Below are 24442 nucleotides of genomic sequence, written 5' to 3'. Positions count from 1 at the left end.
GTCGATACGCGTGCCGTCCGGGTTCAGCGGTGTGCGGTCGCGCTCTGTCGCAAGGTCGCGGCTTCCAGTGTGCTGGTGGCGGCGGCGAGGTAGCCGGTGGTCATGCCGCCGTCGGCGCAGATGGTCTGGCCGGTGATCCAGCTGGCGGCGGGTGAGGCGAGGAACAGGACCAGGGCGGCGAGTTCGTCGGCGCGGCCGAGGCGGCCCATGGGGGTCAGTGCGGTGGCGGCTTCCAGGACTTGGCGGGGCAGGTGGGCGGTGTCGTTGTCGCCTGCGATGAGGCCGCTGCTGGCGGTGTTGACCCGGATGCCGAGGGGGCCGTAGTGGGCGGCGTGGTAGCGGGTGAGGTTCTCGATGGCGGCTTTGGACGCGCCGGCGGCGCCGTAGTAGGGAAGCACCATGGCGACGCCGACGGAGGAGAGGTTGACGACGGCGGGGTGTTCGCCGGTCATCAGGGGGACGGCGGCTTCGGTGCACCACAGGGTGCCTTTGAAGTTGGTGTCCATTGCGCGTTCCCAGTTGCGGGGCGTCAGTTCCGGGACCGGGCGGAAGACCCCTGAGGCGGCGTTGTTGACCAGGATGTCGAGGCGGCCGTGCCGGGCGCGGACGGTGGCGAACATGTCGTGGACGGCTTCGCGGTCGCGCACATCGGCCTGGATGATCTCGGCACTGTGTTCGGGCAGTGTCTTGAGGGTGGCTTCGGCGGCCGCGGGGTCGCGGAAGCAGCCAAGGACGACGTGCGCGCCTGCGGCGGCGAACTGGGCTGCGGTAACGGCGCCGATGCCGTGTCCGCCGCCGGTGATCAGGACGACTTTGTCGGTGAAGGTCTGGTTGGTCACGGCATGACTCCGGGGGTGAAGCCGTTGGCGCACAGGGCGTACCCGCCGTCGACGGTGAGGGTCTGGCCGGTGATCCAGCGGGCGGAGGGCGAGGCGAGGAACAGGGCGGCGGAGGCGACGTCGACGGGGTCGCCGATGGCGCCGAGCGGGGTCGCGGTGGCGAGAGTGGCTTCCAACTGGTCGAAGTGGGGAAAGCTGCGGGCGCGTTCGCCGGTCAGGAGTCCGGGGGCCAGGCAGTTGGCCCGCACTCCGCTGGGGCCGTATTCGGCGGCGAAGTAGCGGGTCAGGGCCTCCACTGCCGCCTTGGCGGGTCCCTCGACCGCACCGTAGGGGTTGACTGGAACGGAGATGGTGATGTTGATGATGTTGCCGCCGGTGGCTGCGAGGAGGGGGAGGGCGGCTTGGCTGCACCACCAGGTGCCTTTGTAGTCGGTGTCGATGGCGCGGTCGAGGTCCTTGTCGCGCAGGTCGGCCAGGAGCGTGAATGCGCCGGAGGCGGCGTTGTTGACCAGGACGTCCAGGCGCTGGTGGTGGTCGGCGACGGTGGCGAACAGGTCGCGGACGCTGTCGCGGTCCGCGACATTGGTGCGAATCAGGTGGATCTTGTGGCCGCGTGCGGCGAGGTCGTCCCGGGTCTGCTCGGCGCGCTCCCGTGAGCGCCACCACGTCAGCACCACCTGCGCGCCCGCGACAGCGAACGCCTCCCCGATCACCGCCCCCAACCCATGACCACCACCGGTCACCACCACGGTCTTGCCCGCAAACGTCGGCTGGTTCATGAGGTGTCTCCGGGCTGGGGGTGGTCGGGGCGAATGCCGTAGCCGCCGTCGACGGCCAGGGTCTGACCGGTGATCCAGCGGGCGGAGGGCGAGGCGAGGAACAGGGCGGCGGAGGCGACGTCGGCGGGGTCGCCGATCCCCCGCAGTGGTGTGGCAAGCCCGGTGGCCGCCTCTCTGCGGTCGAAGTCGGGCAATGTGCGGGCGCGCTCCCCGGTCAGGAGTCCGGGGGCCAGGCAGTTGGCCCGCACTCCGCTGGGGCCGTATTCGGCGGCGAAGTAGCGGGTGAGGGATTCCACCGCCGCCTTGGCCGGGGCGATCCCGCCCAGGTAGGAGGTGGTGCCGGTGGGGGCGGTGATGTTGATGATGTTGCCGCCGGTGGCTGCGAGGAGGGGGAGGGCGGCTTGGCTGCACCACCAGGTGCCTTTGTAGTCGGTGTCGATGGCGCGGTCGAGGTCCTTGTCGCGCAGGTCGGCCAGGAGCGTGAATGCGCCGGAGGCGGCGTTGTTGACCAGGACGTCCAGGCGCTGGTGGTGGTCGGCGACGGTGGCGAACAGGTCGCGGACGCTGTCGCGGTCCGCGACATTGGTGCGAATCAGGTGGATCTTGTGGCCGCGTGCGGCGAGGTCGTCCCGGGTCTGCTCGGCGCGCTCCCGTGAGCGCCACCACGTCAGCACCACCTGCGCGCCCGCGACAGCGAACGCCTCCCGATCACCGCCCCCAACCCATGACCACCACCGGTCACCACCACCGTCCGACCTGCAAACACCGCGTCCGCCTCGCTCATCACGTCTGCCCAGGGGCGGGGGGTGTGATGACCAGGGCGGCGTTCTGGCCGCCGACGCCGAAGGAGTTGGTCAGCACCGGGCCCATACCGACGGGACGAGCGGCACCGGCGACGACGTCGATTCCCGCGCAGTCCGCGCCGAGTTGCTGGAAGCCGGCGGTGGGCGGGACCTGGCCGCGCCCGGCACTGAGCACCGCGACGACGGCCTCGGCCGCGCCGGCGGCACCGATCAGGTGCCCGAATACCCCCTTGGACCCGGTGACCGGTGGTGGCGTCCTGTCGAACGCGGTGAGCAGGGCCTGTGCCTCGGCGGCGTCGCCCAGCGGGGTCGCGGTGGCGTGGCAGTTGACCTGTGTGATGTCGGCAGGGACGAGGCCGGCGTCGGTGATCGCCGAGGTCATGCACAGGGCGGTCCAGCGGCCGCTGGGGTGGGGGGCGGTGATGTGGTGGCTGTCGGAGGTGCGCGCGTATCCGCTGATCTCGCCGTAGACGCGTGCGCCGCGCGCGATGGCGCGGTCGTAGCGTTCCAGGACCAGGAACGCGGCTCCCTCGCCCATGACGTAGCCGTCGCGGTCCGCGTCGAAGGGGCGCGAGGCGGTGGCGGGGTCGTGGTTGCGGGTCGACAGCGCGCCGGAGGCGCAGAAGGAGCCCATGTGCAGCGGGCTGACACCGCCGGTGTCCGAGGCCCCGGCCAGAACCAGGTCGGCCCGTCCCTCGCGGATCATCTGCGCGCCGGTGGCGAGCGCGTCCGCGCCTGTCGCGCAGGCGGAGGACACCGTGATGCTGGGGCCGTGCCAGCCCAGTTCCAGGCCGATGTAGGCGACGGGCGCGCTGGGCATCTGCATCGACCCGAAGAACGGGGAGACGAACTGGGGTCCCGAGTGCTCCGCGACTTTGACCATGTCGTAGCAGATGTCGATGCCCGCGATGCAGGTACCGAAAGCGATCCCGGCCCGTTCCGGGTCGATGGCGGGGTTGCCCGCATCGGTGTAGGCGTCCAGTGCTGCGGCCAGGCCCATCTGCGTGAACCGGTCCATCCGCCGCAATGCCTTGCCTGTGGCGTAGGGGGTCGGGTCGAAGCCGAGGACTTCGCAGGCGATGCGGGTGGGCAGGGTGCTCGCGTCGAAACGGGTGACCTTGGCGGCGGCGGGCCGTCCGGCGAAGACCGTGTCGGCGAAGGTGGTCAGGTCGCAGCCGGCGGGGGTCTTGACTCCCATGCCGGTGATGGCGACGCGCCAACGCCCGGCATGGTCCTTGCCGTTGACGGTCGGGCCCTGCCCGGGGATCGGTGGGCGGCTCATGCCGCACCGGCGAGGGTGACCAGGGCCTCGACGGTGACGCTCTCGCGGACGTGGGCCTTGTCCAGGTGGATGCCGTGCTCGGACAGCGCCACGGTCAGTTCGGCGAAGTCCAGGGAGTCGGCGTCCAGGTCCTCGCGCAGGCGCGCGTCGGGGGTGATCTCTTCCGGCGGGGTGCTGAGGATCTTGGCGATCAGGCCGTACACGAGGGTGCGGGTCGCTTCGATGTCCACGGGGTTCTCCTTGCATGGGGGTCAGCGGGTAGGGGCGTTCGGTGGCTGCGGTGGGGTGGGTCAGTGGCCCATCGACATGCCGCCGTCGACGGGGATGATCGCTCCGGTGACGTACCCGGCGAGGTCGGAGCACAGGTAGGTCACCATCGAGGCGACCTGCTCGGGAGTACCGAGACGGCCCAGGGGAATCTGGTGGCGCAGTTGGTCGCGTCGCGGAGCGTCCAGGTGCGCGATGATCGCGGTGTCGACCAGCCCAGGCAGGACCGCGTTGCAGGTGACGCCGCGGGTGGCCAGTTCGCGGGCGGTGCTGCGGGTCAGCCCGAGCAGCCCGGCTTTCGCGGCGGCGTAGTTGGCCTGTCCGGCCGGGCCGGTCACCGCGGCGACCGAGGCGACGTTCACGATCCGCCCCCACCGGGCGGTGAGCATGTCCGGTACCGCGAGCCGGGTGCAGTGGAACGGGCCGGTCAGGTTGGTCCGCAAGGAGATGTCCCAGTCGGCTTCGTCCATGTCTATCAGGAGCCGGTCGCGCAGCATCCCGGCGTTGTTCACCAGCACCGTGACCGGCCCCAGTTCCTTGCGGACGGTGGTGAACAGTGCCTCGATGTCGGCCGGGTCGCTGATGTCGGCGCGCACGACCAGACAGGTACCCCCCTGGTCCGCGATCTCGTCGGCGAGTTGCTTGGCCTGCACCGCACTGTCGCGGTGGGCGACCGCGACCGGGTGCCCAGCTGCGGCCAGCTGGCGGGCGATCGCGGCTCCGATGCCGCGTGAGCCACCGGTCACCAGCGCCACCGGGCGGCTCATCGCGACACCAGCGGTTCAGGGCCGGTGACCGTGCGGGCCAGCGCGGCGACGGGTCCGGGGCCGGTGGCGTTGACCAGCCGGATCTGCCCCAGGGTGCGTTTGGCGATGCCGGTCAGGGTGCGCCCGTAGCCGGCTTCGACGAAGGTGGTCAGGCCGCAGCGGGCCAGCAGCAGTTGGGTTTCGCGCCACCGCACCGGGGTGACCAGGTCGGCGGCCACCACCGCGCGCCAGTCGGTGGCACTGCCCGGCGGGTGGGCGACGGCGTTGTGCACGATCGTCGCGCGAGCCGGGGTGAAGGCGACACCCTGCAGGAGCTCGTGGAACCGGGTAGCGGCCTCGCGCATCAGCGGGCTGTGGAACGCGCCGGCGATCTCGAGTTCGATGACGTCCGCGGCCCCGAACCGGTGGGCTGCGGCCATCGCCGCGTGCAGCCCCTCGCGGGTGCCGGAGATGACGGCCTGCTGGGGGGCGTTGTCGTTGGCCACCCAGCACTGGTGGTCCGCGCAGGCCGCCTCGGCGTCGGCGACCGGCATCAGCACCGCAGCCATGCCCCCGGGGTGCCGGCCGCAGGCGTGTTCGGTGACCAGCGCGCGCAGGGCCGCGACGGTCACCGCGTCCTTCGCGGTCAGCACCTTCGCCGCGAACAGGGCCGGGATCAGGCCCAACGAGTGCCCGGCCAGTACTGTCGGCGCGACCTCCCGCTCCAGTTGCGACCAGGCCATCATCGAGACCACCACGACCGCCAGCTGCGTCTCGGTGGCCCCGCGCGGGGGCGCGGTCGGGTCCAGCAGCATCGGGGCCAGCGGGCGGCCCAGGTGCTCCTCGGCGTCCTTGACCAGGTTCCAGGCGCGGTGGCGGTACCAGGGCACGCCCATGCAGGGGCCCTGGGAGCCCTGCCCGGGAAAGCCCACGGCAAGATGAGTACCCGTCACTTCCGGCTCGGTGGATGTGGATGGTGCATGCACGGTCGACTCCCTCACGAATGGGACCAGCGCAGCGGGATCGGGATGCCCGGCGGGGATGCCGTCCTACTCGGCGACGGCGGTGACGTAGATCCAGTTGAAGACCGGCAGGGTTCCCGCGGTGCCGCCGGTGAACTCGAAATGGTGCCGACGGCCCAAGTGGGTGACGGTCACCCGGTCACCGTGGCCGGGCCGGGCACCGTCCGTCAGCAGCCAGTAGGTGGCGATCGCGGCGGGGCCGCCCGACAGGAGCACCCGGCAGTCGGGATTCGACTCCGCAGCGGGGATCAGCTCATCGGACACCTGGTGCACGGCGGTCAGCGACATGGTGCGGGGCATCTTGGACTCCTTCCGGGCCGGCACCGGCCACCCGTACGCGGCGGCGGCCGGTTGTGTGTCGACCGGGCGGGCGATTGCGCTCCTCGCTGTGCGACGGACGCTCGGGGCAGCTGCCCCACCACCAAGTAGGCGCGAGCTCAGCCCGTCGGCAGAAGCCCCCGAGTCTCGGCGGAGCGTGGAAAGTCGCCGGAGCGTGGAAAGCCGCCCCGGAGTGCCACCGGCCCCGGCGGATGCCTCATCAGCCACGGCCCGACGCACCGGCCCCGGCGCCAACACGAAGGGTCGGCCCCCCGGGGCGACCGACCCCGGACCGCCGTGGGCAGCGACTCTTGACACCGGCCGCAGGCCGCCGGTTACTGCAAAAGGAGCGACTCCCCGTCGCCTCCTGGTGTTGTGCTCCCGGGGTGGAGGAGAGCGATGGCGCAGGTACGGCAGCCCAACGAAAGGCTGCGGGCGCTTGTGGCCCAGGCCGGGTGGAGCGGGGCGGACCTCGCCGCCGCGGTCAACACGATCGGCGCCGAGACCGGCCAGACATTGCACTACGACCGCACCGCGGTCGGGCACTGGATGGCGGGCACACGACCCCGCCCGCCGGTTCCCGCTCTGATCGCCGAAGCACTGACCCGCCGGCTGGGAGGGCCGGTGTCGCCCCTGGACTTCTTCCCCGGCCAGGCGAAGCATCTACCCCCGGGGACGAGCCTATGGGAGATGGACGCGGTGACGCGGCTGGTGGACCTGAACACCGAAAGACGCAGCGCGCTGCAGGGCGGGGTCTACAGCGTCCTTGCTCTGGCGCTGCCGGCCTGGGGCAGGGCCGCGCCCCTGCCACCGCCTACCGCCCGGGCCGCCGAGCCGTCCGGGACACCTGCCGCCACGACCGCTACCGCGATGATCCGGGTGTTCTCCGACTGCGACGCCGCCTTCGGCGGCGGTCACGCGCTGGCGGCGGCCACCGGCTACCTCGGCGGCGCCATCGCCCCGCACCTGCGCACCGCGCGCACCGAAACCGCCCGCCGGGCCCTGTTCACCGCGGCCACCGAACTGGCCTACCTGTGCGCCTTCATGAACTTCGACCAGAACCACAACGACCGCGCTCAGGCGTACTACCACACCGCCCTGCAACTCGCGGTGGAGAACCACGACCCTACCGCCTACGCGGTGACCCTGCGGGCCCTGTCCGTCCAGGCCCACGCCCTGGGCCACCACCAACGCGCCCAGACCCTGGCCGAGACCGCACTGGAAGGAGCCCCCCGCGCACTCCCGGCCGCCACTCGTGCCTTCCTGCAGGGGCAGGCCGCCGTCGGTGCCGCGGCCGCAGGCGACCGCCACGCCGCCCTGGCCCACTTGAACACCGCCGAACGGCAACTAGATCGCATCCCCGTGTCCGACAGCCCGATCGGCGCCTACCACCCCGCCTCCCTGGCCCACCAACAAGCCACCGTCCTGCGGGCCCTGGGCGACCGGGCCGCCGCCATCACCGTCCTGGCCGCCTCCATCCGCAACCGCCCCCTCACCGAACGCCGCTCGCGCGCCCTGACCACCGCCACCCTGGCCGAACTCCACCTCGACCACGGACACCTCGACCAAGCCGCCGCCACCTGGCACCTGTTCCTCGACGACTACCCCCACCTCAACTCCCGGCGCGCCGACACCGCCCTGACCACCCTGCGCGCCCGCCTGCGCCCCCACCACCGCAACCCCGCCGCCGCGCCACCCTGCAACGCGCCGCCGGCGCCCGGCCGGCCCGGTAACCGGCCAGCCGCGGCACACCGCGTTTTTCCCATGCCACCACGCCGCGATCCGCCCCGGATGCCTGATCCGGCCCCCTCGCCGAGACCACGGTCGCACCCCCGGTCCGAACGGGCAGCCTGCCCGCGCCGTCACGCCACAAGCAGCGTCCCGTTCAACGCGTGCCCAACTTTCCACACCACCGACCGGGCCCGACCGGGCCCACCGGCACCCGGCACCGCTCTACTGGAACAAGCACCAGACCCGCACCCGCACCACCGCGAGATAGACAGGGCGGCGCCCGCGCCAACCCGCCCATGACCAGTGGCCTCGCCCCCACCGGAACCCTCCAGCACAGCGTCCTGCTCGGCCCCACACCGCCGATGCGCGCGACCCCGGCGGCGGCCCAGTAGAAGGGAACCAGCGGTGACCAGCATCCTGACCCACGCCCCGGGTACCGACCCCCGGTCCGTACTGTTGACCGGCGCGACCGGCAGCCTGGGCGCAGAAATTGCCCTGGCCCTGCTGACGCACACCACCGCCACGCTGTACTGCCTGGTCCGAGCGGCCGGCCCGGAGCATGCCGCCGCCCGTCTGCGCAGCCGCATGCTGCCGCTGACCGGTCACCCCTACCCCCAGGAGCGGCTCATCGCCGTGCGCGGCAACCTACTGGCACCCGACCTGGGACTCTCCGACCGGGACCGAGCCGACCTCGCAGCCACCATCGACACCGTCCACCACTGCGGTGCATCGGTCCACCTCACCGGCCCCTACCGCAAACTCGCCCCCGCCAATGTCGGCGGCACGCGCTCCCTGATCGCCTTCGCCCAACACATCACCGGCACCTCGCGGCGGCCGGTGCGCTTCATCCACGTCTCCACCCTGGCCGCCATCGCCCCCAGCACCATCCCCACCGACCGGCCCCTCGACGAGACCACACCCCCCTGCCACCACGTCCTGCCCCACGTCGGCTACCCGCGCAGCAAAGCCGAAGCCGAGGAAGCCGTCCGCGCCGCCCACGGGCACGGACTGCAGACCACCGTCGTGCGCCCCGGCGTGGTCCACGGCCATTCCCGCACCGGCCGCACCTCCGACGCCGACCTGCTCGTGCCACTCCTGCGCGCCGCGGTCGCGCTGGGCACCATGCCGACCGGGGCCGGCACAGTACCCGCCGACGCGGTGGACACCGTCGCCCGCGCCATCGTAGAACTGAGCCGACACCCCGACGCTCCCGGACGAACGTTCCACCTGGTACGCCCCACCCAACTGCCGCTCACTGACGTCTTCGCCGCACTGCCCAGAGCCGGCTACCACCTGCAACCCGCCCCGGTCGAGCACTGGTGGCAGTCCGTCCTGGAACACAGCGACGATCCTCAGGTCGCACCCCTAGCCGGGCTGGGCGACATGGCCGCCTATATGCTCACCGCCGGCCCCCGCTACCAACACCCGCCCATCCATTCCGACGCCACCTGGAGGGCCCTGGCCCAATGCGGCATGCCCGAAGAACCCCTGGATCCGGCCACCTTCGACCGCCTCGTCACTGCACTGATCAACGACGGCATCCTCCCGACCCCCCTCACCGACACCCCGTCCGCCGGTACAGGCGTTGGCTGTCGGCGTTGCCGGGCATGGCCAGCAGGCTGATGTAGCGGGAGGCGAGGGCTTCGACCAGGGCGTGGTGCAGGCGTGAGCCGATGCCCCGGTCCTGCCAGCTGGGGCGGACCGCGAGTTCGCACAGGCCCACCAGGTGCTCGGTGGAGCGGGCCGCCTCCGGGATCTGCGGGAGCAGCTCGGTGCCGAACCAGTAGGCGGGGGTGCAGGGGAAGGCGTAGCCGAAGCCGACCAGGACTCCGGCGTCGTAGGCGGCGATCAGGGTGAAGCCGGGCCGCTTCGCGTGCGCGGTGAGTTGCTGATGCAGGGCTTCGGGGGTGAGGTCGGCTTCGGCGACGTCGCGGTGTCCGGCGTGGGCGTCGGCCCACACCTCGACCAGGGTGTCCAGCAGGGCCGGGACGTCGCTGGGGCCGTAGCGGCGCAGTACTGCGGGGGAGCGGCTGGCGTCCATGCTGCGCCTCCCAGGGGTTGGTGGGCTGGTCAGTGGGTGCGGACCGTGTTCCAGGCCTCTTGCAGGTCGGGGCTGCTGGGCTTCCACGTCCAGCCTGCGTCTCTGTAGTTGCGCACGAAGCGCTCGAGTTGGGCACCGGTGTAGCCGATCTTGGTGTGAAGGACCACGATGCTCCTGGGCGGCCGGGTGGAACCGATCGGCTCCGGGTAGTGCTCGATATCCTGAACGCGCAAAAACAGCCGGCCAGGGGAAAGCGGCGAGAGGTCGTTGACGCCCTCGGGGCCCACGGTAATGCTGACGATCCCGACCGACTCGCCGATCCCCGGCACCGACGGCGCGGTGTAGCTCTCCTCCTTGTAGACCTCTCCCAGGTAGCCCTGCGAGGACTCGAACGGCGTCTGGGCGGGCTTCTCGAAGAACTGGATCCTGATCCCGATGGTCACCATGAGCCGATCGTCCCGTACCGCCCGAGCTGCCCGGGTCCGATCACGAACATCCGCGGTGGCGCACTTGCTCGCTGGGCGCAGGCTGGCCCCGGTGCGCCTCACGGGGGAGAGGCGGGGCCGGGGCCGGGGTCTTGAGGGTTCGAGCGGATTATCTGGCGCTACCGGGCCACGGCACGGTGGTCTCGCTGGTCGCGGTGTAGTCGATGCCGGGGACGTTCCAGCCGTAGAGCTGGCCGACCTGCTGGCGGAACCAGGTGGTGTCGGCGCTGGTGGTGACGTTTTCGGTGGTGACCTGCTGCCACAGGGCGCGGACCTTGTCCTGGACGTCGGTGGCGAGTTCCCAGCCGTCCAGGCGGATGCGGCCGGTCTCGTCCAGGTCCAGGGGCTGTTCGCCGGTCAGCTGCTGCCACAGTGCGGTCATCTGCCGGGTGGTGGAGTGGAAGCCGTCCTTGCCCAGGACGCGGTGCAGCAGGCTGGTGTACAGGGCGATGCTGGGGATGGCGGTGGAGGCCTGGGTGACAGCCGCGCCGGCGACGACGGTGTACGCCCGGCGGGGCCCGTCGAGCTGGGTGTCCAGTTCGCGGGCGGTGGCTTCCAGGTGCTCCTTGGCGGCGCCGATGGTCCCGGCCCGGTAGATCCCGGCGGTCAGCTCGGAGCCGACGTAGGTCAGGGCGGCGGTGGTGAAGTTGTCGGCGAGCAGGTGGGCCTGGTCCAGGGCGTCGACCCAGCGCTTCCAGTCCTCACCGCCCATGACCTTGACGGTCTCCTGGCGTTCCTGGTCGGTGGCCGGCTGGAGGGTGGAGGAGCCGATGGCGGGGCCGTCGTCGGTGAACTCCAGGGACTTGGCGGTGTAGAGGCCGTCCAGGGGCTGGATGACGGAGTGGTGGATCTGCCCGGTTGCGGGGTCGGTGCGCCGGGGTGCGGCGATGCTGTAGATCAGGTGGTCGACCTGGCCGTACTGCTCGGTGAGCAGTTTGACGACGTCGGCCTTGGCGCTGTCGGCGAAGGCGTCGGTGTTCAGGAAGGTCCACTGGCCGCCGGTGAGCTCGGCGGTCCGCGCGGTGCGGTACCAGCCGGCGGAGGCGGTGCGGCGCGGGAGTTCGGGGGCCTCGAAGGCGACGCCGACGCCGACCGCGCCGCGGCGGGCGGCGGCCAGGGTCGCGGCCAGGCCGTAGCCGGCGCTGAATCCGATGACCAGCACCACCGGGCGGCGCCCGTCGGCGGTGCGGTCGGGGAGCTGCTGCCACAGCTGGTCGACGGTGGCAGCAGCGCCGTTGGGGTGTGCGTTGACCATGAGGAAGCCGCGGCCTCCGGGCTTCAGGTGTCGCTCGCTCACGGGGTGGTGACCTTTCCGTTCGGGGTGCGGGTGTGCCGGTCCAGGGCGTCCTGGACGTCGGCGACGGTGGTGAACTGCCCGGTGTCCTCGTCCGGGATCACGATGCCCAGGTCGTGTTCCAGGGCGGTGACCAGTTGGAGGAGGGCCAGGCTGTCGATGCCGAGGTGGTGTTCGAGGTGGGCCGCTCTCATATCGTCCCCGACGGTGTCGAGCGGCACGGTGGTCAGCCGCGCCAAGTTGGCGCGCAGAACCTTGTGGGTGTCCATCACGCACCCGCCGGGCGGCTGAGCAGGGTGTCGGCGGGTATCAGGAGCCCGGCAGCGGGGGCGGGGCGGTCGGTGGCGTGGTCGAACTGGTCGATCAGCAGGCTGCAGGAGCCGCAGAAGCTGTCGCAGGTCGTGCCCGTGGTGAACTGCTTGGGCACGACACTGTGCAGGGCTTTGAGGCCGCCGCCGGCGCGGACCTTGCGCACGTAGGCGTCCTGGTTGGTGCGGGTCAGAATGTTGCGCAGGTCCGTGGTCCACAGGTTCCCGAACGCCAGCTTCTCGGGGACGTTGAACGCGGCACAGGCGTAGATCCGCCCGTCTTCCTTGAGCAGCGCGGTGGGCAGGATGTAGGTGCCCACGGTGGGCGCGAAGCAGTCGTAGCAGGCGTTCATCCACCGCTCCACCGTCGTGTGGCCGGGGCGCTGGACCTCCTTCTGCTCGGGAAGGCGCTCGTTGTCGAGGTAGACCCGCATGGTGGAGTGGACCCGCTCGTGGGGGAATTCGCCGTAGGCGCGCTCGTAGAGGGCGATCAGCTCGTACACCTTGTGGTTGCGGTCGGTGGGGTCGGTCAGGCTGGAGACCGCGATATTCAGCTCGTGGTCGCTGTAGCGGGTGACCGCTTCGTGCAGGATCCGGGCGATGTAGTCCAGCGGGGTGGTCTGCTCGCCGATGGAGACCATCAGCAGCGGTACGAACAGCTCGTTGTCCAGCAGCCCGGCCTGCTCGAGCCGGTCGAACGTGCGCTGGCACCGCCGCTGGGCGCCCCACAGGCCGTTGGTGGTGAGCTTGGAGATGTCGATGTGCCGCTCCCGCAGCGCCCGCATCAGCGGCAGGAGCGCGTGCAGGGCCACGAACGGCTCCCCGCCGGTGATCGCGGTTGCGGGCAGGCCGACCTGGTCGAACTGGTCGACCATCCGGGCCCGCCGCTCCGGGCCCAGGGTGATGCCCTTGTTCAGCGGCAGCGCGCCCATCCCACACGAGGGGCAGGAGTCGTTGCACTTGCTGGTCAGCTCCAGCTCGATCCGCAGCGGCCGGTACGGCGCCTGCTCCAGGCCGGCCGCCTCCCACCGACGCCGGATCACCTCGAACACGTCCGCCCGCTTCGCGGCGTACTTCCCCAGGTAAGGGAGGACCTGGTCGCGGCCGTCGATGAACGTGTACTGTCCCTCTTTGATCATGACTCTCCTGCGTAGACGGGGACGACGTCCCGCTCGACCAGGTGCAGGCCCTCGCGGTACCAGACACCGCAGATGCCGTCCTGATCGGCGCCGTAGAGGTTGTGCAGGCTGGTGTAGAGCCCGGCCTGGGCCAGCTGCTCGCGGCTGATCGGCGTGACGTGGGTGGGGTCCATCGCCAGCACGTCGACCACGGCCGGGTTGGGGGTGGTGACCACGACGCCCTTCACCGCGGTGTTGAGCATCGCCTCCAGGAGCCGCAGCGGGTCGCGCAGGTGTTCCAGGACCTCCAGGCACGCGAACCAGTCCCAGCGCACCGGAGGCACCCAGTGCTCCAGGTCGACCGGTCCGGTCCAACGGTCCACCGGCACGTACCGGCCGCGCCAGCCGTGCCCAAGGCGCAGGCACACGTCCAGCTCGGTGTGGCCGGCCCCGACGTCGGCGACCGAGTCGCGGTCGCAAAGGCCGCCGGTGGACAGCCGGTCGCCCGCGATCTCGTACCGGGCGCAGCGTTCGATGTACGGGCGGCGCACGAACCGGCTGACGGGAGCAGGTGAGTGGAGATTCGACATCAGCACCTCCGGGGAGAGACTCCGGATTGATCACAGGTCCGGGCGGATGCCGGCCTGGAGCAGGGGAGTGCGGTTCAGCGCCAGTCGCCCCGGCGTGCCACCAGGGTCAGACTGTCGGGCGGCACGGGCGGGTCCTCACGGCTGCCGTGGACGCTGCGCAGCACCCATTGCCCGCGTCGGATGTCGGTGACTACCCGCTGGTGGCCGTCGGCGTTCTGGACCAGGTCGCCCACCTCCGGCTGCTGTCCGCGGGTCACCACCGTGGCTCGCGGCCTGCGCGCCGGTCGGCGGTCAGCCGTCGGCCCTGGGCCAGTTGCGCCAGGACCTGGGCCCTGGCGGCGGCGCGGGAGCGGTCGGGGTAGTAGAGGGTGGTGCCCGACGGCTCGACAGCGTCGGCGCAGAGGTAGGCGGGCCGGCGTGGGCGGTGGACGCTGGTCCCGGGATGGCGCAGCGGGAGCGCGTGGTCGTGGCGCGGGTCGGTGGGGACCGTGGTCATGAGGGGACCTCTCGGACGTTGGTGGGGCTGGTCGTCCATTCCTGGCCGCCGCCGTGCGGTGCCACGAACGCGAGCGTCACCGTGCGGGGGCGTCCGGTGTGGGTGGGCACGTCGGTGTCCACCACGGCGCGCAGCGTGCCGAGCTTGCCGGTGGCCACGTCCTCGACCTGGCGGCCCAGCAGCGGGTGCTGCCGGTGTCCCCAGCCGTCGGCGGCGCTCACCGCTGCGCCAGCGCGGCGTCGCATACGGCGGCCGCGCGCCACAGCGGGTCGCAGGGCCAGTACGGGCAGCCCTGGCTGCACCGCCTGTGCCTGGGGGAGAACCGGTGTTCGGCGATGAGGTCGCGGAAGGCGGCGTCGCTGGCGGCGATTCGTTCCGCGCGGGCGGTGGCACGGTCGGCAGGAGCGGGCGGCTTCACCGCGGCGGCTTGCTCGGTGGTGGCGCTGCTGGGCACGGAGGCTCCCGGAGGCGGGGATGGTGCCGTGTCCGTCCCCGACGAGGGCGGGGACGGACACGGCGGTACAGGGAGTGCAGCTCGGTCACGGGGGCGGGAGCGGTCGGCTTCCGGGTGACGCGGCTGCTGACTAAGAGCGTTGTGGTGAACCGTCCGGCGTTCTAGGACTGCCGGTGGGGAGGGTGAGGGTTCGCACGCGAGTGCCCGGAACTGCTCGGGCATGAAGCAACGGGCCTCTTGGTAGACAGTCGGTTGTCGAGACCACTGCAGGCCAAGGGAGCCCGTTGCCTGACCAGTTGAGCACTTGTGGTGCCGGGGAGTCCACTGCGCTCACCCGGGGCTGTGACTGCTACGTGCACTTGTACGGGGCGATCTCCGGCGGGCACCGCGCGCCGTACTACGACAGCGACATGACGGACGCGGAATGGGCGGTGGTCCGCGTCGCGATGCCGATGCCCGCCTGGCTGGAGGGAAGGGGCGGACGCCCGGAGGCGCACTGCCACCGGAGCATGGTCGATGCCGTGCGGTACCTGGTCGACAACGGCGTCAAGTGGCGCAATCTGCCGGCGGACTTCCCCTTCTGGCGCGCGGTCTACGACTTCTTCCGCCGCTGGCGGCGCCACGGCTACATCCGCGAGCTCCACCAGCGCCTGCGCCGCACCGAGCGTGAGCGGCAGGGACGAGCGCCTGAGCCGAGCGCGGGCATCATCGACTCCCAGTCCGTGGACGGCTCGGAGACCTGCCCGGCCGCCTCACGCGGCTACGACGGCGGCAAATCCCGGGACGGCCGCAAGCGGCACATCCTGACCGACACCGGCGGACTGCTGCTGGAGGTCACCGTCACCCCCGCCAACGTGCACGACTCCAAGGCCGCCCCCGGGCTGCTCGAAGCGTTCATGGCCGAGCCCGGACGACTCCTCGAACTCGTCTGGGTGGACTCCGCCTACCAGGGCCCGGAGCTGGCCGCCGCGTTCGCGGCGCACGGGGTGGACGTGGAGGTAGTCAAACGCGCTGACGGGACCAGGGGGTTCAAGGTGCTGGCGCGCCGCTGGGTGGTGGAGATGTGTCAAGCACAGTGCACTCATGGAGTGTCAACGGTCGTGGTGCTGGCGTCGTCCGTCCACAGGCGTCGGCTGTACCAGCCCGGCGGGCGGGTGCGGCGTTCGCGTAGTTCAGCGAGTTCTTGCTGGTCGGCGTGGGCTATGAGCCGGTGGGGCCAGCAACTCTCCTTGCGGACGGTGATCCAGCCGCGGTGGATCCAGGCGTAGAGAGTGGAGATGGTCATCTCCAGTTCGACTGCGAGCTGGTTCAGCCACCACTCGTGCGGCCCGGGCTCCTCGCCGGGTGGTGCGGGGCGGCGCTTGTGGGTGCGGCCTGCCAGGCAGTCGAGACGGCGCATGAGGTCGCGGATCGTGGCCGCTGAGATTCGCCTGCCGCCCTTGGCCGGTCGGAAGCCTTCGGCCTCCAATCGCGCGGCGATGCCGTCGGCTCCCATGTTCTGTCCTGCCAGTTCACGGATCCGGGCGGTCAGTTGCGGGTAGTAACTGAGCTGCTCCAGGCGCTGGACGGGGCGGACGATGTCCGCTGGAGTGCTGGTCCCGCCGGCCCAGGCGATGGTGACCTGGACCTGTTCGCTGGTGCCGAGCACGGTGACGACGACCTTGTCGATGACCGCGCGGACGATCTCCTTGCGGTCCGTGGCCGTGGTGGTCTGCGCGTTCCACAGTCCCTCGATATCGCTGGCGAGGGCGGTGACAGTTGCCCGCTCGGCCGCGGTCAGGGTGCTGGGGCTGGTGCGGGTGAAGCGGTCGTGCTCCTCGCTCAACCGCTGCTGGGCGGCCAGGGCCTGCTCCCACTCCTTTTCCAAGTGTCGGACGACCAGGCGGTTCTCGGGTTCGGCCAGGTGGTGGCTGCGGCGGGCCCGCTCGGCGGTGATCGAGGCTCGTTCCAGTCGTTGCGACCACAGCCGTTCCAGATCGGCCCGCTCGGCCAGGACGTGGTCGGCGGCTCGTAGGGAGACTTCCACGGCGGCGGGCGCCAGGGCTGCGAGGACCTGGCCCGCGACGAAGTCGTCCAGGCAGGCGGCGTTGATGAGCTGGCAGGCGCTGCCGCTCCCGTAGTTGGTCACATCCCGGCAGCACACGTACTCGGCCAGGCTCTCGCCGTGCTGGACGTGATAGCGCACGCTCATCCGCCTGCCGCAGCGCCCGCAGCGCGCCAGCCCGCCGAGCAGTGCGGTTCCGGTCCTCGCCGAGCCCATGGCATCGGCGCGGGCGCGGTTGGCCGCCAACCTCGCCTCGTTGGCCTTGAACCGGTCGATGCTGATGTAGGGGGGCAGAACGTCTGGGACCATCACGTACCACTCGTCCTGGGTCTGGACGACCCGGCCGGTGCTGGGGTGGGCCGGGTCCTGGCGACGCGGGTCGACCCTGCGCCGACCGTAGGCGTAGATGCCGGCGTAGGCAGGATTGTGCAGCATGTTCTGCAGCGTCATCCTGTTCGGCCTGCGCCATTCCAGGGTGCCCTTGTCCGGGCCCTCGCGCAGCCGAATGCCTACCTGGATGTCGTGGTCGACGAGGTAGCGAAGGACGCCGTGCAAGGTGCCGAGGCGTTCGAACTGGGCGAAGACGAGGCGCACGACGGTCTGCACCTGTTCGTCGGGGTCCAGGACCGCCTCACCCGACGGGCGGCGGACGTAGCCACTGGGCAGTGCGAACGCCAACTCACCGCGACGGGCCTTGTTCAGGCGCCCGCTCCACATGCGCTGCTTGATTAGGTGCAGCTCGGCTTCGCTCATCGTGCCCTTGAGCCCCAGCAGCAACCGATCGTTGTAGTCAGCAGGATCGTAGACCCCGTCGGTGTCGGCCAGGACCGCCCCGGACAGGGCGCACAGCTCGAGCAACTGGTACCAGTCCTTGCCGGAACGGGCCAGGCGGGACATCTCGATGCCCAACACGAGGCCGACGTGGTCCAGGCCGATCTCGGTGACCAGCCGTTGGAATCCTGTACGGGCCACCGCACTGGACCCGGACCTGCCCAGGTCCTCGTCGATCACCAGGACCCGGCCCGCCTCCCAGCCCAGCGCGACCGCACGGTCCACCAGGGCATACTGCAACCGCGTCGACTCCTGATGCTCCAGGACCTGCTGGCGGGTGGACTGCCGGACGTAGATCACCGCGAGTCGCTGCAGGTGACGATCTCGAACCTTGCTTCCGACCCGCTCCCAGGGCATCAGCGCCGTCATCGCTGACCCCGCTCACTCGCCGCCGCGCTATCCATCGCACGACTCGCCAACAGCACCAACTGCCGCACCGCAGCCAGCCGATTCACCACCGGTAAGCTGTTCCACACCAACGTGTCCGAGCTCAGCAGCACTTCTATCTGGGGCCGTTGTCACTGTCGTCGGCCATGACGGCACGCTCCCTCCGCCACTCGCGCGGGCCATCAGCCTCTCGGCCACAGCAGCCAACCGCCGCAAGCCCTCTCGTCCGATTATCGTTTCCTGACCACTGCTTTGACTATCCATAAGTGCAGTGTGGTTGGCGTATGGAGCGGACCTTGGGCTGGCTGTCGCGCTCCCGGCGGCTGAACCGCGACCACGAGCGCCGCGAGGACCACCACGTGCAGATGGTGTGGTGGGCCGCCACGATCACCCTCGTGCGGCGGATGGCCCGCCAGCGCGCGCACTGGCCCGAGTTCCGCCCCCACCGGCTGGCGGCACCAGGCCCTGCGCGGGGATGAACAACCCGCCCGGCACCCGCCTCAGCCAGCCCCGCGCCTGCAAAGCGTAGGCACGGTGACGGACCTTCTCAATCTCGTTCAACCGCTCCGCGTCCCGCCCCAACGCAAGCGTCAACGCCTTGACCGCCACCGGGCCACCCGCACCCGCGACCACGTCGAAGACCTGCCGGTACACCCCGGCCAGCGCCTCCACGCCCAGACCCGGCCGCCACACCGGCGGACGCGGATCGTAGTCCCACCGCAAGGCCGACGCCGTCGGCTCCGACACCTCGACCCGCGCTACCTCCAACTCCTGCGGCACTTCCGGCGCCGATGGCAGCGCCGGCGCGCACACAGCAGGCACCGCCGCGGTCAGCGGCTCCACGATGCCGGCCTCGGCCTCCTCCGCCAGCGCACGCAGGACCTCCTCACAGCCGATCCGCGCACGCTCCACCCGCTCCTGATGGACGCCGACCTGTTCCTGGGCCTCACGCAGCAACTCCTGCCAAGCGTTCAGCTCCTCCCGGGCCCGAGCCTCACGACGCTCCAGCAACGCGATCACCGACGGCACGAACGACACCTCCACCACCAAACCGACCAATCGTCAGCTGGCTGCCCGGAAGAAGCAGTCCACACACCACCGAATGGAGAAACGCGCAGTTCATCGATCAGCAGAGCGGTTCACCACAACGCTCTGATTCTCGGAAGCCTGGGCGGGGACGTCCCGCGGGTCGGCAGCGTCGCGGCCATGCAGATTCCCCAGCGGCCCCCGCTGCCCGACCTGAATGACGCCCAGATCCAGAGGCTCCTGGCCGAGGTCTCCGTGAAGGTGGCGAAGCTGATGGAGGGCATCACCCTGGCCGTCGACTACTACAAGGGGGGCGGCCGGGACCGCGAGACGTGGAACCTGATGTGCGACAGGCTCGGCCACGAGGCGCTGAACCTGATGATGGCGCTGTCCGCCCCCGCCCACCCCTACCTCGCGACGGACGCGGAAAACGCGATCGCCGAGGCGGCCGGTATCACCCCGCGCTTGGGCGGGATGCGCGAGGCCTTGCAGCAACAGGTCGCCAAGGGCGTGCTGATGTCCGTGCTCACTGTCGGGCAGCAGAACATGGTCGAGCCCACCGAGTGGCCCGACGAGCTCGGAACGCGTCAACGGTGACCCGATGATGGCGAACCTGCGCGACAAGGGCTTCCGGGTCCCGGTAGCAACGGCCGCAAAATCACCGGATATCCCTGACCTGGGGTGATGCGGCCACCAGTAGGCCCAAATTGGACCATGGCCCAATTTTGAACAGCTGAGGCCCGGTCAGGGCCGTTGTTGTGCCTGGATTCCGCAGCTCACCGTAGCGAGTCGTCGGGGGCGTCAGCATCCTCCGAAAGTAGCGCCCCGCTGACCCCGCCGGGTCCTACTCGGCGAGTTCACCGCGAGGGGGCGATCCGCGCGGGCATCATGGGGGGTATGGACGAGACCGAGGCCGAAATGCCGCAGGATTTGGACCTGGACGAGGTCGGTGAGGATGTCGGCGACCTGCTCGGCGGGGACGACGGGTACGAATGGACGCGTCGATGAGCCGGGCGCCGGGCGAGCGGACCGTGGTGCGCTCGCGGTTCGGGGCGGCCTGCAGCACGTGTGCGCACTACCTGCGGCCCGGGGAGGGCTGGGCGGTGCGCGAGGACACGGGCTGGACGCCGTACTGCGAAGACCACGTGCCAGGCGGCGTCGCCGCGGCGACGGGCCGCACGGGCGGGGCCGACTGACACCGTTCATAACCACTAGCCACCTGTCGGAGCCGTGGTGCCGTGTTCCGTGTCGTCGTCTCCGGTCGGCGGGTCGTGCAGGAGCGATGCGCCGAACTCCTGCAAGCGCTCCACCGCTTGGCTGTCGGGCTCCGTGCGGCGGGTTAGCGCGTTGTGGATCTCCTGGTAGACGGACGCCTCCAGGCCGCAGCGGCGGCAGTCCTCCAGGTGTGCCGAGACCCGGCGTGCGGTAACCTCGTCGGTTTCGCCGTCGAGGTAGGACTGCAGCACTCGGGCGACCTGCATGCAGTTCATTCGGCGCTCGGCCGCTGCACGCCGCCACCATGGGCGCCTCTTCACATCACACCTCGTTTCGGTGCCAGTCCGGCCGTGGCCAGTCGTGCCCGTATCCGTTTGCGTGCCCGGTGCAGCCGGCTCATCACGGTGCCTTCGGGCACGTCGAGCAGGTGGGCGGCCTCGGCGTAGGTGAGGCCGTCGATGTCCACCAGCTGCACCACCTGGCGGTGCTTGTCCGGCAGCGCGCACAGGGCCTCGTCCACCACCTCGTCGAACGCCTCACCCACCACGATCTCTTCCGCCGACCCGCTGGGGCCCGTGGTGCTGAGCCGGTCCAGATCGGTGTCCGGGTCGTCCAGGAGGTGGGGACGGCGGCGGCGGTGGCGGTTGATCTCGGCCCGCCGCATGATCGTCAGCAGCCACGCGCGCGGGTGCTTCCCGTCGAAGCGGTCCACGGCCCGGTAGGCGCGCAGAAGGGTGTCCTGCACGAGGTCCTCGGCATCCGCCGGCTGCGCGGTCAGCGTCATCGCCACCCGCAGCAGTACCGCCACCTCCGGCAGCACATAGGCGGCGAACGCCTGACCCCGAAGGTCCGCGGGGTCAGGCGGCGCTGTCACTTCGTCTTCCACACCGTGGAAACCCCTTCTCCCCGGATCCGCATTCCATCCTCTTCATCCTTCTGCTTCCCGGTCCCGGGCGCCACTGCGGTCAGTGGCGGGGTGAGGAGCTTGTGCGCGGGCTGGAATGCTGCGTGTGGCGAGAGGGGTTTCCGCTGTATGAAATGGCAGCGCGTTCCCGGGCCGGGGCGAGTGTGGGCCGAGTGCCGGGAGAAGATACGGCATGTGCGGCTGCGCGGTGACGTGGAAGCGTACGTCGACGGGCAGCTCACCGGCGCGCACCGCGTGCGGGTGGCCGCCCACATCGCCTGCTGCTGGGCGTGCAGCGGCAGTCTGCAACTGCTGCGGCTGGTCAAGGCATCCCTGCGGCACCATCCCCAGCGGACGCCCCCGTCCCTCGCGTCGGCCCGGGTACGGCGCTTCGCTCATCACCTCACCACGCCGCCGGGCCGGGACCGGGCCCGCCGTTGAAGGACACCGATCCCGCGCGAACCCTGGCGGTCGGGCGTGCTGGTCAGCAGCAGCCCGACGGTGAGCCCATGGTCGGCGCGGCTGCGCCGTCCACGGGATCGCAGGGGAACAGGCCGAAGTGGTGGCTCTTGTCGCCGGTGACGGTGAAGTGGGCCGCGTAGCGGGTGGCGGCGAGCATGTCGGCGGTGTTGCCGCAGACGAGCATCGGCTTACCGGTGGGGAAGCGGTGGTGGTCGTCGAGGTCGAAGGCGTGCGGGTGCTCGGCGATGGTGCCGCGGTAGACGGCGACCTGGCCGTAGTCCTCGCAGCGGTCCTCCAAGGGGAGCTTGAAGGCGCGGACGGTGCGGGAGGTGAAGGCGGCGAAGCCGATCTTCCGCTCGATGTCCGGGTCGCTGATCTCCACCGGGGAGGCGGTGACGGTGCGGGCATCCGGGCAGCCGGCGCGTTGAAGGATGCGGCGGAAGTCCTCGGTGTACAGGGCGCCGGCGAGGCATTCGCCGACGAGGACGGGATCGCCGAGGAGGGGGGTGGGCAGGCGGCGGTCGGTGAAGATGTCGGAGAAGTACAGCTCGCCGCCGGGCCCCAGGACGCGGAAGATCTCGGCGAAGACGCGCGGTTTGTCCGGCGACAGGTTCAGGACGCAGTTGGAGACCACCACGTCCACGGAGGCGTCCGGGATGCCGGCCGTGGCCAGGTCTTCGATGTAGCCGTGGCGGAAGTCGGTGTTGGCTTGGCCGAACCGTTCGGCGTGCCAGTCCTGGTGGCGGCGTGCTACGGCCAGCTGTTCCTCGGTCATGTCGACGCCGATCACCCGGCCGGTGGGGCCGACCAGTTGGGACAGCACGTAGACGTCCCGCCCGCTGCCGCAGCCCAGGTCGAGCACAGTGGCCCCGTCGAGTGCGGGCGGGATGGGCGAACCGCAGCCATAGAAACGCTCCATGACCTCGTCGTGCACCTGCGCGAGGGCCGCGGCGATGTGGGGCGGCGGTGCCGTGTCCGTGCAGCAGGCCGAGGTCTTCAGGTCCGCGGAGGAGGCAAGCACCTTTCCGTAGTAGTCCCTGACCGATTCCGCCACGGACGAGCGGGGCGTCTGCTGCTCCGGGGATACGTCGATCGTCGCCATGTCTCTCCCTGATGAGTGATCTCGCCTGCTCCGGCCGGTGGTTCACCGGGGCCGCGACGGGAACCCGCTGTGCGGCGGTCGTCATTCCCCCTCCGCTGTGCCGTAATCCGGTCGGGTCTCAGATCAGCGGCGATCAACCACCGGTGTGCAGGACCGATGCCGCCCATCGCGCTCCGAAACGCGGTGGGCTTCCTCCACACCGGTACGGACTTCCTCCCTCACGAGACGTTCGTCGTCGGCGTCCCCAGGGCCGTCACCGGCTACCGGCATCGCGTCGGCCTCGACGCTGCGGGAGCGGACCAGCCGTGCCGCCCACCAGCCGCCCGCGCTCAGCACCAGCAGAGCACTCAGCGCGATCCACAGCCCGAGGGAGCCGGGGTCGCCCAGGGAACCGCCGAGCCCGGTGTAGACGACGGTGCCCGGGATGATGCCCAGGGCCGTGGCTGTGACATAGGAGGAGAAGCGGACACCGGCCACCCCCGCCCCGTAGTTGATCACCGAGAAGGGGAACAGCGGCACCAGCCGCACGAGCAGCACGGCCGCGAACCCGCGGCGTGTCAGGTAGGCGTCCAGCCGGGACAGCCGCCCCGACCCGGCATAGCGGGCCACGACCGGACGCCCCAGCCAGCGGGCGAGGCCGAACGACAGGACCGCACCCGCCGTGGCTCCCACGAGCACGGCCGCCACCCCCAGCGGCAGCCCGAACAGCGCCCCCGCGGAGGCGGTCAGTACGGAGCCGGGCAGCAGCGCCGTCACGGCCAGGGCATAGCAGACCGCGAAGACGACCGGCCCCCACATGCCGAGCGAGTCGACCCACTGGCGTACCTCGCGCAACAGGTCCCCGCCTCCCAGCGCCACCCAGGCCCCGAACGCCACCAGCAGGACCACGAGGAAGGCCAGCCGCAGCCACGCCGCGCGCGCCGACCTCCGCGCCACCCCGTCCGGGCCCGCATCGGAACCCGGGCCGATGTCGGGCGGCGTGGGCTCGGTAGCGGAGGAGGGGGTTGCCTGGTGCTTCATGTGGGCTCCTGTGACGGTGGTTCGGCGGGAAGGTCGGCCACCACGCGGCGCAGCGGCAACTCCAGGCGTCGCCCCGGGGCCGCCCACCGTGCCAGGGAACGCTTGGCAGCCTGGGAGCGGTCCGGTGTCAGACCGGGCAGATACAGGGCATCGGCCAGCAGGGCCGCCGCGTCGGCCGAGTCGATGGCGAGGGTGAAGACACGTCGCTCGTCGCAGCGGACGCGGAAGCCCGCCGTGCGCAGCACAGCGGCCAGCCCGTCGCGGGCCTGCGGGTTGGGCCACGGCTGGCGTAGGGAGCGCAGGGCTGCCATCACCCGGAGCCAGCCGAGCATGCCGGACGGGGAGAGCCCGGACTGGGAGGGCACCAGCGCCGCGAGCATCCCTCCGGGCCGCAGCACACGCCGGATCTCCCCGAGGACCTGCGGCAGGGGGGTGACGACCGGCAGGCACATCGCCGCGCAGACCGCCCCGGCGCTCGCGGAGGCGGCCGGGAGCGCGTCCGCGCCGGCTCGGACGAGCGGGCCGCGGCCCCGGCGGGCCGCTTCGGCCAGTTCTGCCGCCGACAGGTCGATCCCGACCCAGTCGGCGGCCGGCAGCTCCTGACGGGTGGGCGCCGAGCCGCAGGCCAGGTCGAGGACCGTGCCCTCGATACCGCGCAGTGGTTCGGCCAGCCAGGCGTAGGGGGAAGCATCGGCCAGGGAGAAGAACTGCTCGGTGATACCGGGGTGCGCCTGGTGGTAGGCGGCGACGTAGCGCCGCCAGTCCGGTTCGTCCATCCAGCCTTCGCCCCTCATCCGATCCTCCCGCCCATGGGGACTGCTCGCCCCTGTGCTTTCCGTCGGGAACCCTGCCGGGCCGGTCCGCCATTCCGTTTCGGA

The 24442-nt window shown here is 71.1% G+C and carries 29 protein-coding genes and 1 pseudogene; 5 read left to right on the top strand and 25 right to left on the bottom strand.

All coding sequences use genetic code 11. From position 1 onward, the window contains the following. Positions 1-23: 23 nt before the first annotated feature. From ACXKR8_RS01065 to ACXKR8_RS01030, 8 genes are all read right to left on the bottom strand, one after another. Complete coding sequence (locus tag ACXKR8_RS01065; RefSeq protein WP_458271025.1) at positions 24-839, bottom strand: SDR family NAD(P)-dependent oxidoreductase; 816 nt, start codon at positions 837-839, stop codon at positions 24-26. Further along, entirely contained in the window at positions 836-1618 is a 783-nt protein-coding gene (locus ACXKR8_RS01060) for an SDR family NAD(P)-dependent oxidoreductase (protein ID WP_458271024.1), read from the bottom strand. The genes ACXKR8_RS01065 and ACXKR8_RS01060 overlap by 4 nt, the downstream gene beginning before the upstream one ends. Continuing rightward, positions 1615-2415 carry an SDR family NAD(P)-dependent oxidoreductase gene (locus ACXKR8_RS01055; RefSeq protein WP_462100746.1) on the bottom strand — a complete coding sequence of 267 codons (801 nt, stop codon included), beginning with the start codon at positions 2413-2415 and terminating at the stop codon, positions 1615-1617. Before ACXKR8_RS01055 ends, ACXKR8_RS01060 begins: the two co-directional genes overlap by 4 nt. Further along, positions 2402-3703, bottom strand: coding sequence for a beta-ketoacyl-[acyl-carrier-protein] synthase family protein (locus tag ACXKR8_RS01050; protein ID WP_458271022.1), 1302 nt, complete (start codon positions 3701-3703; stop codon positions 2402-2404). Before ACXKR8_RS01050 ends, ACXKR8_RS01055 begins: the two co-directional genes overlap by 14 nt. Continuing rightward, positions 3700-3933, bottom strand: a complete 234-nt coding sequence (locus ACXKR8_RS01045) for an acyl carrier protein (RefSeq protein WP_458271021.1) — start codon at positions 3931-3933, stop codon at positions 3700-3702. The genes ACXKR8_RS01050 and ACXKR8_RS01045 overlap by 4 nt, the downstream gene beginning before the upstream one ends. 60 nt (positions 3934-3993) lie before the next feature. Continuing rightward, a complete protein-coding gene (locus tag ACXKR8_RS01040) occupies positions 3994-4737 on the bottom strand; it encodes a 3-oxoacyl-ACP reductase family protein (RefSeq protein ID WP_458271020.1) in 744 nt (247 codons plus the stop codon). After that, positions 4734-5648, bottom strand: coding sequence for an ACP S-malonyltransferase (locus ACXKR8_RS01035; RefSeq protein WP_458271019.1), 915 nt, complete (start codon positions 5646-5648; stop codon positions 4734-4736). The genes ACXKR8_RS01040 and ACXKR8_RS01035 overlap by 4 nt, the downstream gene beginning before the upstream one ends. A gap of 117 nt (positions 5649-5765) precedes the next feature. Then, on the bottom strand, positions 5766-6038 hold the full coding sequence (locus tag ACXKR8_RS01030; RefSeq protein ID WP_458271018.1) for a DUF5988 family protein: 273 nt from the start codon (positions 6036-6038) through the stop codon (positions 5766-5768). A 417-nt stretch (positions 6039-6455) separates the two neighbouring features. Between ACXKR8_RS01030 and ACXKR8_RS01025 the strand changes: the two genes are divergently transcribed. Both ACXKR8_RS01025 and ACXKR8_RS01020 read left to right on the top strand, forming a co-directional pair. After that, positions 6456-8087: a tetratricopeptide repeat protein gene (locus ACXKR8_RS01025; RefSeq protein ID WP_462100221.1), complete on the top strand. Its 1632-nt coding sequence runs from the start codon at positions 6456-6458 to the stop codon at positions 8085-8087. Positions 8088-8192: 105 nt separating this feature from the next. Further along, the gene (locus ACXKR8_RS01020; RefSeq protein WP_458271016.1) at positions 8193-9410 is read left to right on the top strand and encodes a thioester reductase domain-containing protein; all 1218 of its coding nucleotides are present in this window, start codon (positions 8193-8195) and stop codon (positions 9408-9410) included. On the opposite strand, the gene ACXKR8_RS01015 is transcribed toward ACXKR8_RS01020, so the two are convergent. The 10 genes from ACXKR8_RS01015 to ACXKR8_RS00970 form a co-directional block, all read right to left on the bottom strand. Next, positions 9343-9828: a GNAT family N-acetyltransferase gene (locus tag ACXKR8_RS01015; protein WP_458271015.1), complete on the bottom strand. Its 486-nt coding sequence runs from the start codon at positions 9826-9828 to the stop codon at positions 9343-9345. The genes ACXKR8_RS01020 and ACXKR8_RS01015 overlap by 68 nt on opposite strands. Positions 9829-9857: 29 nt before the next feature. Next, positions 9858-10274: a hypothetical protein gene (locus tag ACXKR8_RS01010; protein WP_458271014.1), complete on the bottom strand. Its 417-nt coding sequence runs from the start codon at positions 10272-10274 to the stop codon at positions 9858-9860. A gap of 148 nt (positions 10275-10422) precedes the next feature. Continuing rightward, entirely contained in the window at positions 10423-11610 is a 1188-nt protein-coding gene (gene fabV / locus ACXKR8_RS01005) for an enoyl-[acyl-carrier-protein] reductase FabV (protein ID WP_458271013.1), read from the bottom strand. Beyond that, positions 11607-11876 (bottom strand): acyl carrier protein, encoded by a 270-nt coding sequence (locus ACXKR8_RS01000; RefSeq protein ID WP_458271012.1) that lies wholly within the window; start codon positions 11874-11876, stop codon positions 11607-11609. Before ACXKR8_RS01000 ends, fabV begins: the two co-directional genes overlap by 4 nt. Then, positions 11876-13054 (bottom strand): hypothetical protein, encoded by a 1179-nt coding sequence (locus ACXKR8_RS00995; RefSeq protein ID WP_458271011.1) that lies wholly within the window; start codon positions 13052-13054, stop codon positions 11876-11878. Before ACXKR8_RS00995 ends, ACXKR8_RS01000 begins: the two co-directional genes overlap by 1 nt. Continuing rightward, entirely contained in the window at positions 13051-13623 is a 573-nt protein-coding gene (locus ACXKR8_RS00990) for a methyltransferase domain-containing protein (protein ID WP_458271010.1), read from the bottom strand. Before ACXKR8_RS00990 ends, ACXKR8_RS00995 begins: the two co-directional genes overlap by 4 nt. Before the next feature lie 74 nt (positions 13624-13697). Further along, positions 13698-13880: a hypothetical protein gene (locus ACXKR8_RS00985; RefSeq protein ID WP_458271009.1), complete on the bottom strand. Its 183-nt coding sequence runs from the start codon at positions 13878-13880 to the stop codon at positions 13698-13700. Next, the gene (locus ACXKR8_RS00980; protein ID WP_458271008.1) at positions 13877-14119 is read right to left on the bottom strand and encodes a hypothetical protein; all 243 of its coding nucleotides are present in this window, start codon (positions 14117-14119) and stop codon (positions 13877-13879) included. The genes ACXKR8_RS00985 and ACXKR8_RS00980 overlap by 4 nt, the downstream gene beginning before the upstream one ends. Beyond that, complete coding sequence (locus ACXKR8_RS00975; RefSeq protein WP_458271007.1) at positions 14116-14340, bottom strand: hypothetical protein; 225 nt, start codon at positions 14338-14340, stop codon at positions 14116-14118. Before ACXKR8_RS00975 ends, ACXKR8_RS00980 begins: the two co-directional genes overlap by 4 nt. Next, on the bottom strand, positions 14337-14573 hold the full coding sequence (locus ACXKR8_RS00970) for a hypothetical protein (protein ID WP_458271006.1): 237 nt from the start codon (positions 14571-14573) through the stop codon (positions 14337-14339). Before ACXKR8_RS00970 ends, ACXKR8_RS00975 begins: the two co-directional genes overlap by 4 nt. A gap of 284 nt (positions 14574-14857) precedes the next feature. On the opposite strand from ACXKR8_RS00970, the gene ACXKR8_RS00965 reads away from it, so the two are divergent. Further along, positions 14858-15841 (top strand): IS5 family transposase, encoded by a 984-nt coding sequence (locus tag ACXKR8_RS00965; protein WP_458271005.1) that lies wholly within the window; start codon positions 14858-14860, stop codon positions 15839-15841. A 794-nt stretch (positions 15842-16635) separates the two neighbouring features. Here ACXKR8_RS00965 and ACXKR8_RS00960 read toward each other — a convergent pair. Further along, positions 16636-17805 (bottom strand): annotated as a pseudogene (locus ACXKR8_RS00960) (recombinase family protein); the annotation flags it as partial. 417 nt (positions 17806-18222) lie between these two features. Further along, positions 18223-18885, bottom strand: a complete 663-nt coding sequence (locus ACXKR8_RS00955; RefSeq protein WP_458271004.1) for a hypothetical protein — start codon at positions 18883-18885, stop codon at positions 18223-18225. A gap of 156 nt (positions 18886-19041) precedes the next feature. Between ACXKR8_RS00955 and ACXKR8_RS00950 the strand changes: the two genes are divergently transcribed. After that, positions 19042-19458, top strand: coding sequence for a hypothetical protein (locus tag ACXKR8_RS00950; protein WP_458271003.1), 417 nt, complete (start codon positions 19042-19044; stop codon positions 19456-19458). A gap of 614 nt (positions 19459-20072) precedes the next feature. Here the strand turns inward: ACXKR8_RS00950 and ACXKR8_RS00945 are convergent. After that, entirely contained in the window at positions 20073-20342 is a 270-nt protein-coding gene (locus tag ACXKR8_RS00945) for an anti-sigma factor family protein (protein WP_458271002.1), read from the bottom strand. Positions 20343-20392: 50 nt separating this feature from the next. After that, on the bottom strand, positions 20393-20950 hold the full coding sequence (locus ACXKR8_RS00940; RefSeq protein WP_458271001.1) for an RNA polymerase sigma factor: 558 nt from the start codon (positions 20948-20950) through the stop codon (positions 20393-20395). A gap of 225 nt (positions 20951-21175) precedes the next feature. Between ACXKR8_RS00940 and ACXKR8_RS00935 the strand changes: the two genes are divergently transcribed. Beyond that, positions 21176-21421, top strand: coding sequence for an anti-sigma factor family protein (locus ACXKR8_RS00935; protein WP_462100220.1), 246 nt, complete (start codon positions 21176-21178; stop codon positions 21419-21421). A 43-nt stretch (positions 21422-21464) separates the two neighbouring features. Here the strand turns inward: ACXKR8_RS00935 and ACXKR8_RS00930 are convergent, their stop codons facing one another. From ACXKR8_RS00930 to ACXKR8_RS00920, 3 genes are all read right to left on the bottom strand, one after another. Beyond that, positions 21465-22544, bottom strand: coding sequence for a methyltransferase domain-containing protein (locus ACXKR8_RS00930; RefSeq protein WP_458270999.1), 1080 nt, complete (start codon positions 22542-22544; stop codon positions 21465-21467). A 123-nt stretch (positions 22545-22667) separates the two neighbouring features. Further along, on the bottom strand, positions 22668-23564 hold the full coding sequence (locus tag ACXKR8_RS00925) for a TVP38/TMEM64 family protein (RefSeq protein ID WP_458270998.1): 897 nt from the start codon (positions 23562-23564) through the stop codon (positions 22668-22670). Beyond that, positions 23561-24340: a class I SAM-dependent methyltransferase gene (locus ACXKR8_RS00920; RefSeq protein ID WP_462100219.1), complete on the bottom strand. Its 780-nt coding sequence runs from the start codon at positions 24338-24340 to the stop codon at positions 23561-23563. The genes ACXKR8_RS00925 and ACXKR8_RS00920 overlap by 4 nt, the downstream gene beginning before the upstream one ends. Between the last annotated feature and the right edge of the window lie 102 nt (positions 24341-24442).

The organism is Streptacidiphilus sp. PAMC 29251, from assembly GCF_054208735.2.
This window is presented reverse-complemented; position numbering and strand designations above follow the sequence as displayed.

Bases quoted from the DNA above. Each gene is read 5' to 3' on its own strand.
- ACXKR8_RS01060 (WP_458271024.1), bottom strand. From the start codon at position 1,618: ATGAACCAGCCGACGTTTGCGGGCAAGACCGTGGTGGTGACCGGTGGT.
- ACXKR8_RS01050 (WP_458271022.1), bottom strand. From the start codon at position 3,703: ATGAGCCGCCCACCGATCCCCGGGCAGGGCCCGACCGTCAACGGCAAG.
- ACXKR8_RS01040 (WP_458271020.1), bottom strand. From the start codon at position 4,737: ATGAGCCGCCCGGTGGCGCTGGTGACCGGTGGCTCACGCGGCATCGGA.
- ACXKR8_RS01030 (WP_458271018.1), bottom strand. From the start codon at position 6,038: ATGCCCCGCACCATGTCGCTGACCGCCGTGCACCAGGTGTCCGATGAG.
- ACXKR8_RS01025 (WP_462100221.1), top strand. From the start codon at position 6,456: ATGGCGCAGGTACGGCAGCCCAACGAAAGGCTGCGGGCGCTTGTGGCC.
- ACXKR8_RS01015 (WP_458271015.1), bottom strand. From the start codon at position 9,828: ATGGACGCCAGCCGCTCCCCCGCAGTACTGCGCCGCTACGGCCCCAGC.
- ACXKR8_RS01010 (WP_458271014.1), bottom strand. From the start codon at position 10,274: ATGGTGACCATCGGGATCAGGATCCAGTTCTTCGAGAAGCCCGCCCAG.
- ACXKR8_RS01000 (WP_458271012.1), bottom strand. From the start codon at position 11,876: ATGGACACCCACAAGGTTCTGCGCGCCAACTTGGCGCGGCTGACCACC.
- ACXKR8_RS00995 (WP_458271011.1), bottom strand. From the start codon at position 13,054: ATGATCAAAGAGGGACAGTACACGTTCATCGACGGCCGCGACCAGGTC.
- ACXKR8_RS00990 (WP_458271010.1), bottom strand. From the start codon at position 13,623: ATGTCGAATCTCCACTCACCTGCTCCCGTCAGCCGGTTCGTGCGCCGC.
- ACXKR8_RS00980 (WP_458271008.1), bottom strand. From the start codon at position 14,119: ATGACCACGGTCCCCACCGACCCGCGCCACGACCACGCGCTCCCGCTG.
- ACXKR8_RS00950 (WP_458271003.1), top strand. From the start codon at position 19,042: ATGCAGATTCCCCAGCGGCCCCCGCTGCCCGACCTGAATGACGCCCAG.
- ACXKR8_RS00945 (WP_458271002.1), bottom strand. From the start codon at position 20,342: ATGCAGGTCGCCCGAGTGCTGCAGTCCTACCTCGACGGCGAAACCGAC.
- ACXKR8_RS00930 (WP_458270999.1), bottom strand. From the start codon at position 22,544: ATGGCGACGATCGACGTATCCCCGGAGCAGCAGACGCCCCGCTCGTCC.
- ACXKR8_RS00925 (WP_458270998.1), bottom strand. From the start codon at position 23,564: ATGAAGCACCAGGCAACCCCCTCCTCCGCTACCGAGCCCACGCCGCCC.
- ACXKR8_RS00920 (WP_462100219.1), bottom strand. From the start codon at position 24,340: ATGGACGAACCGGACTGGCGGCGCTACGTCGCCGCCTACCACCAGGCG.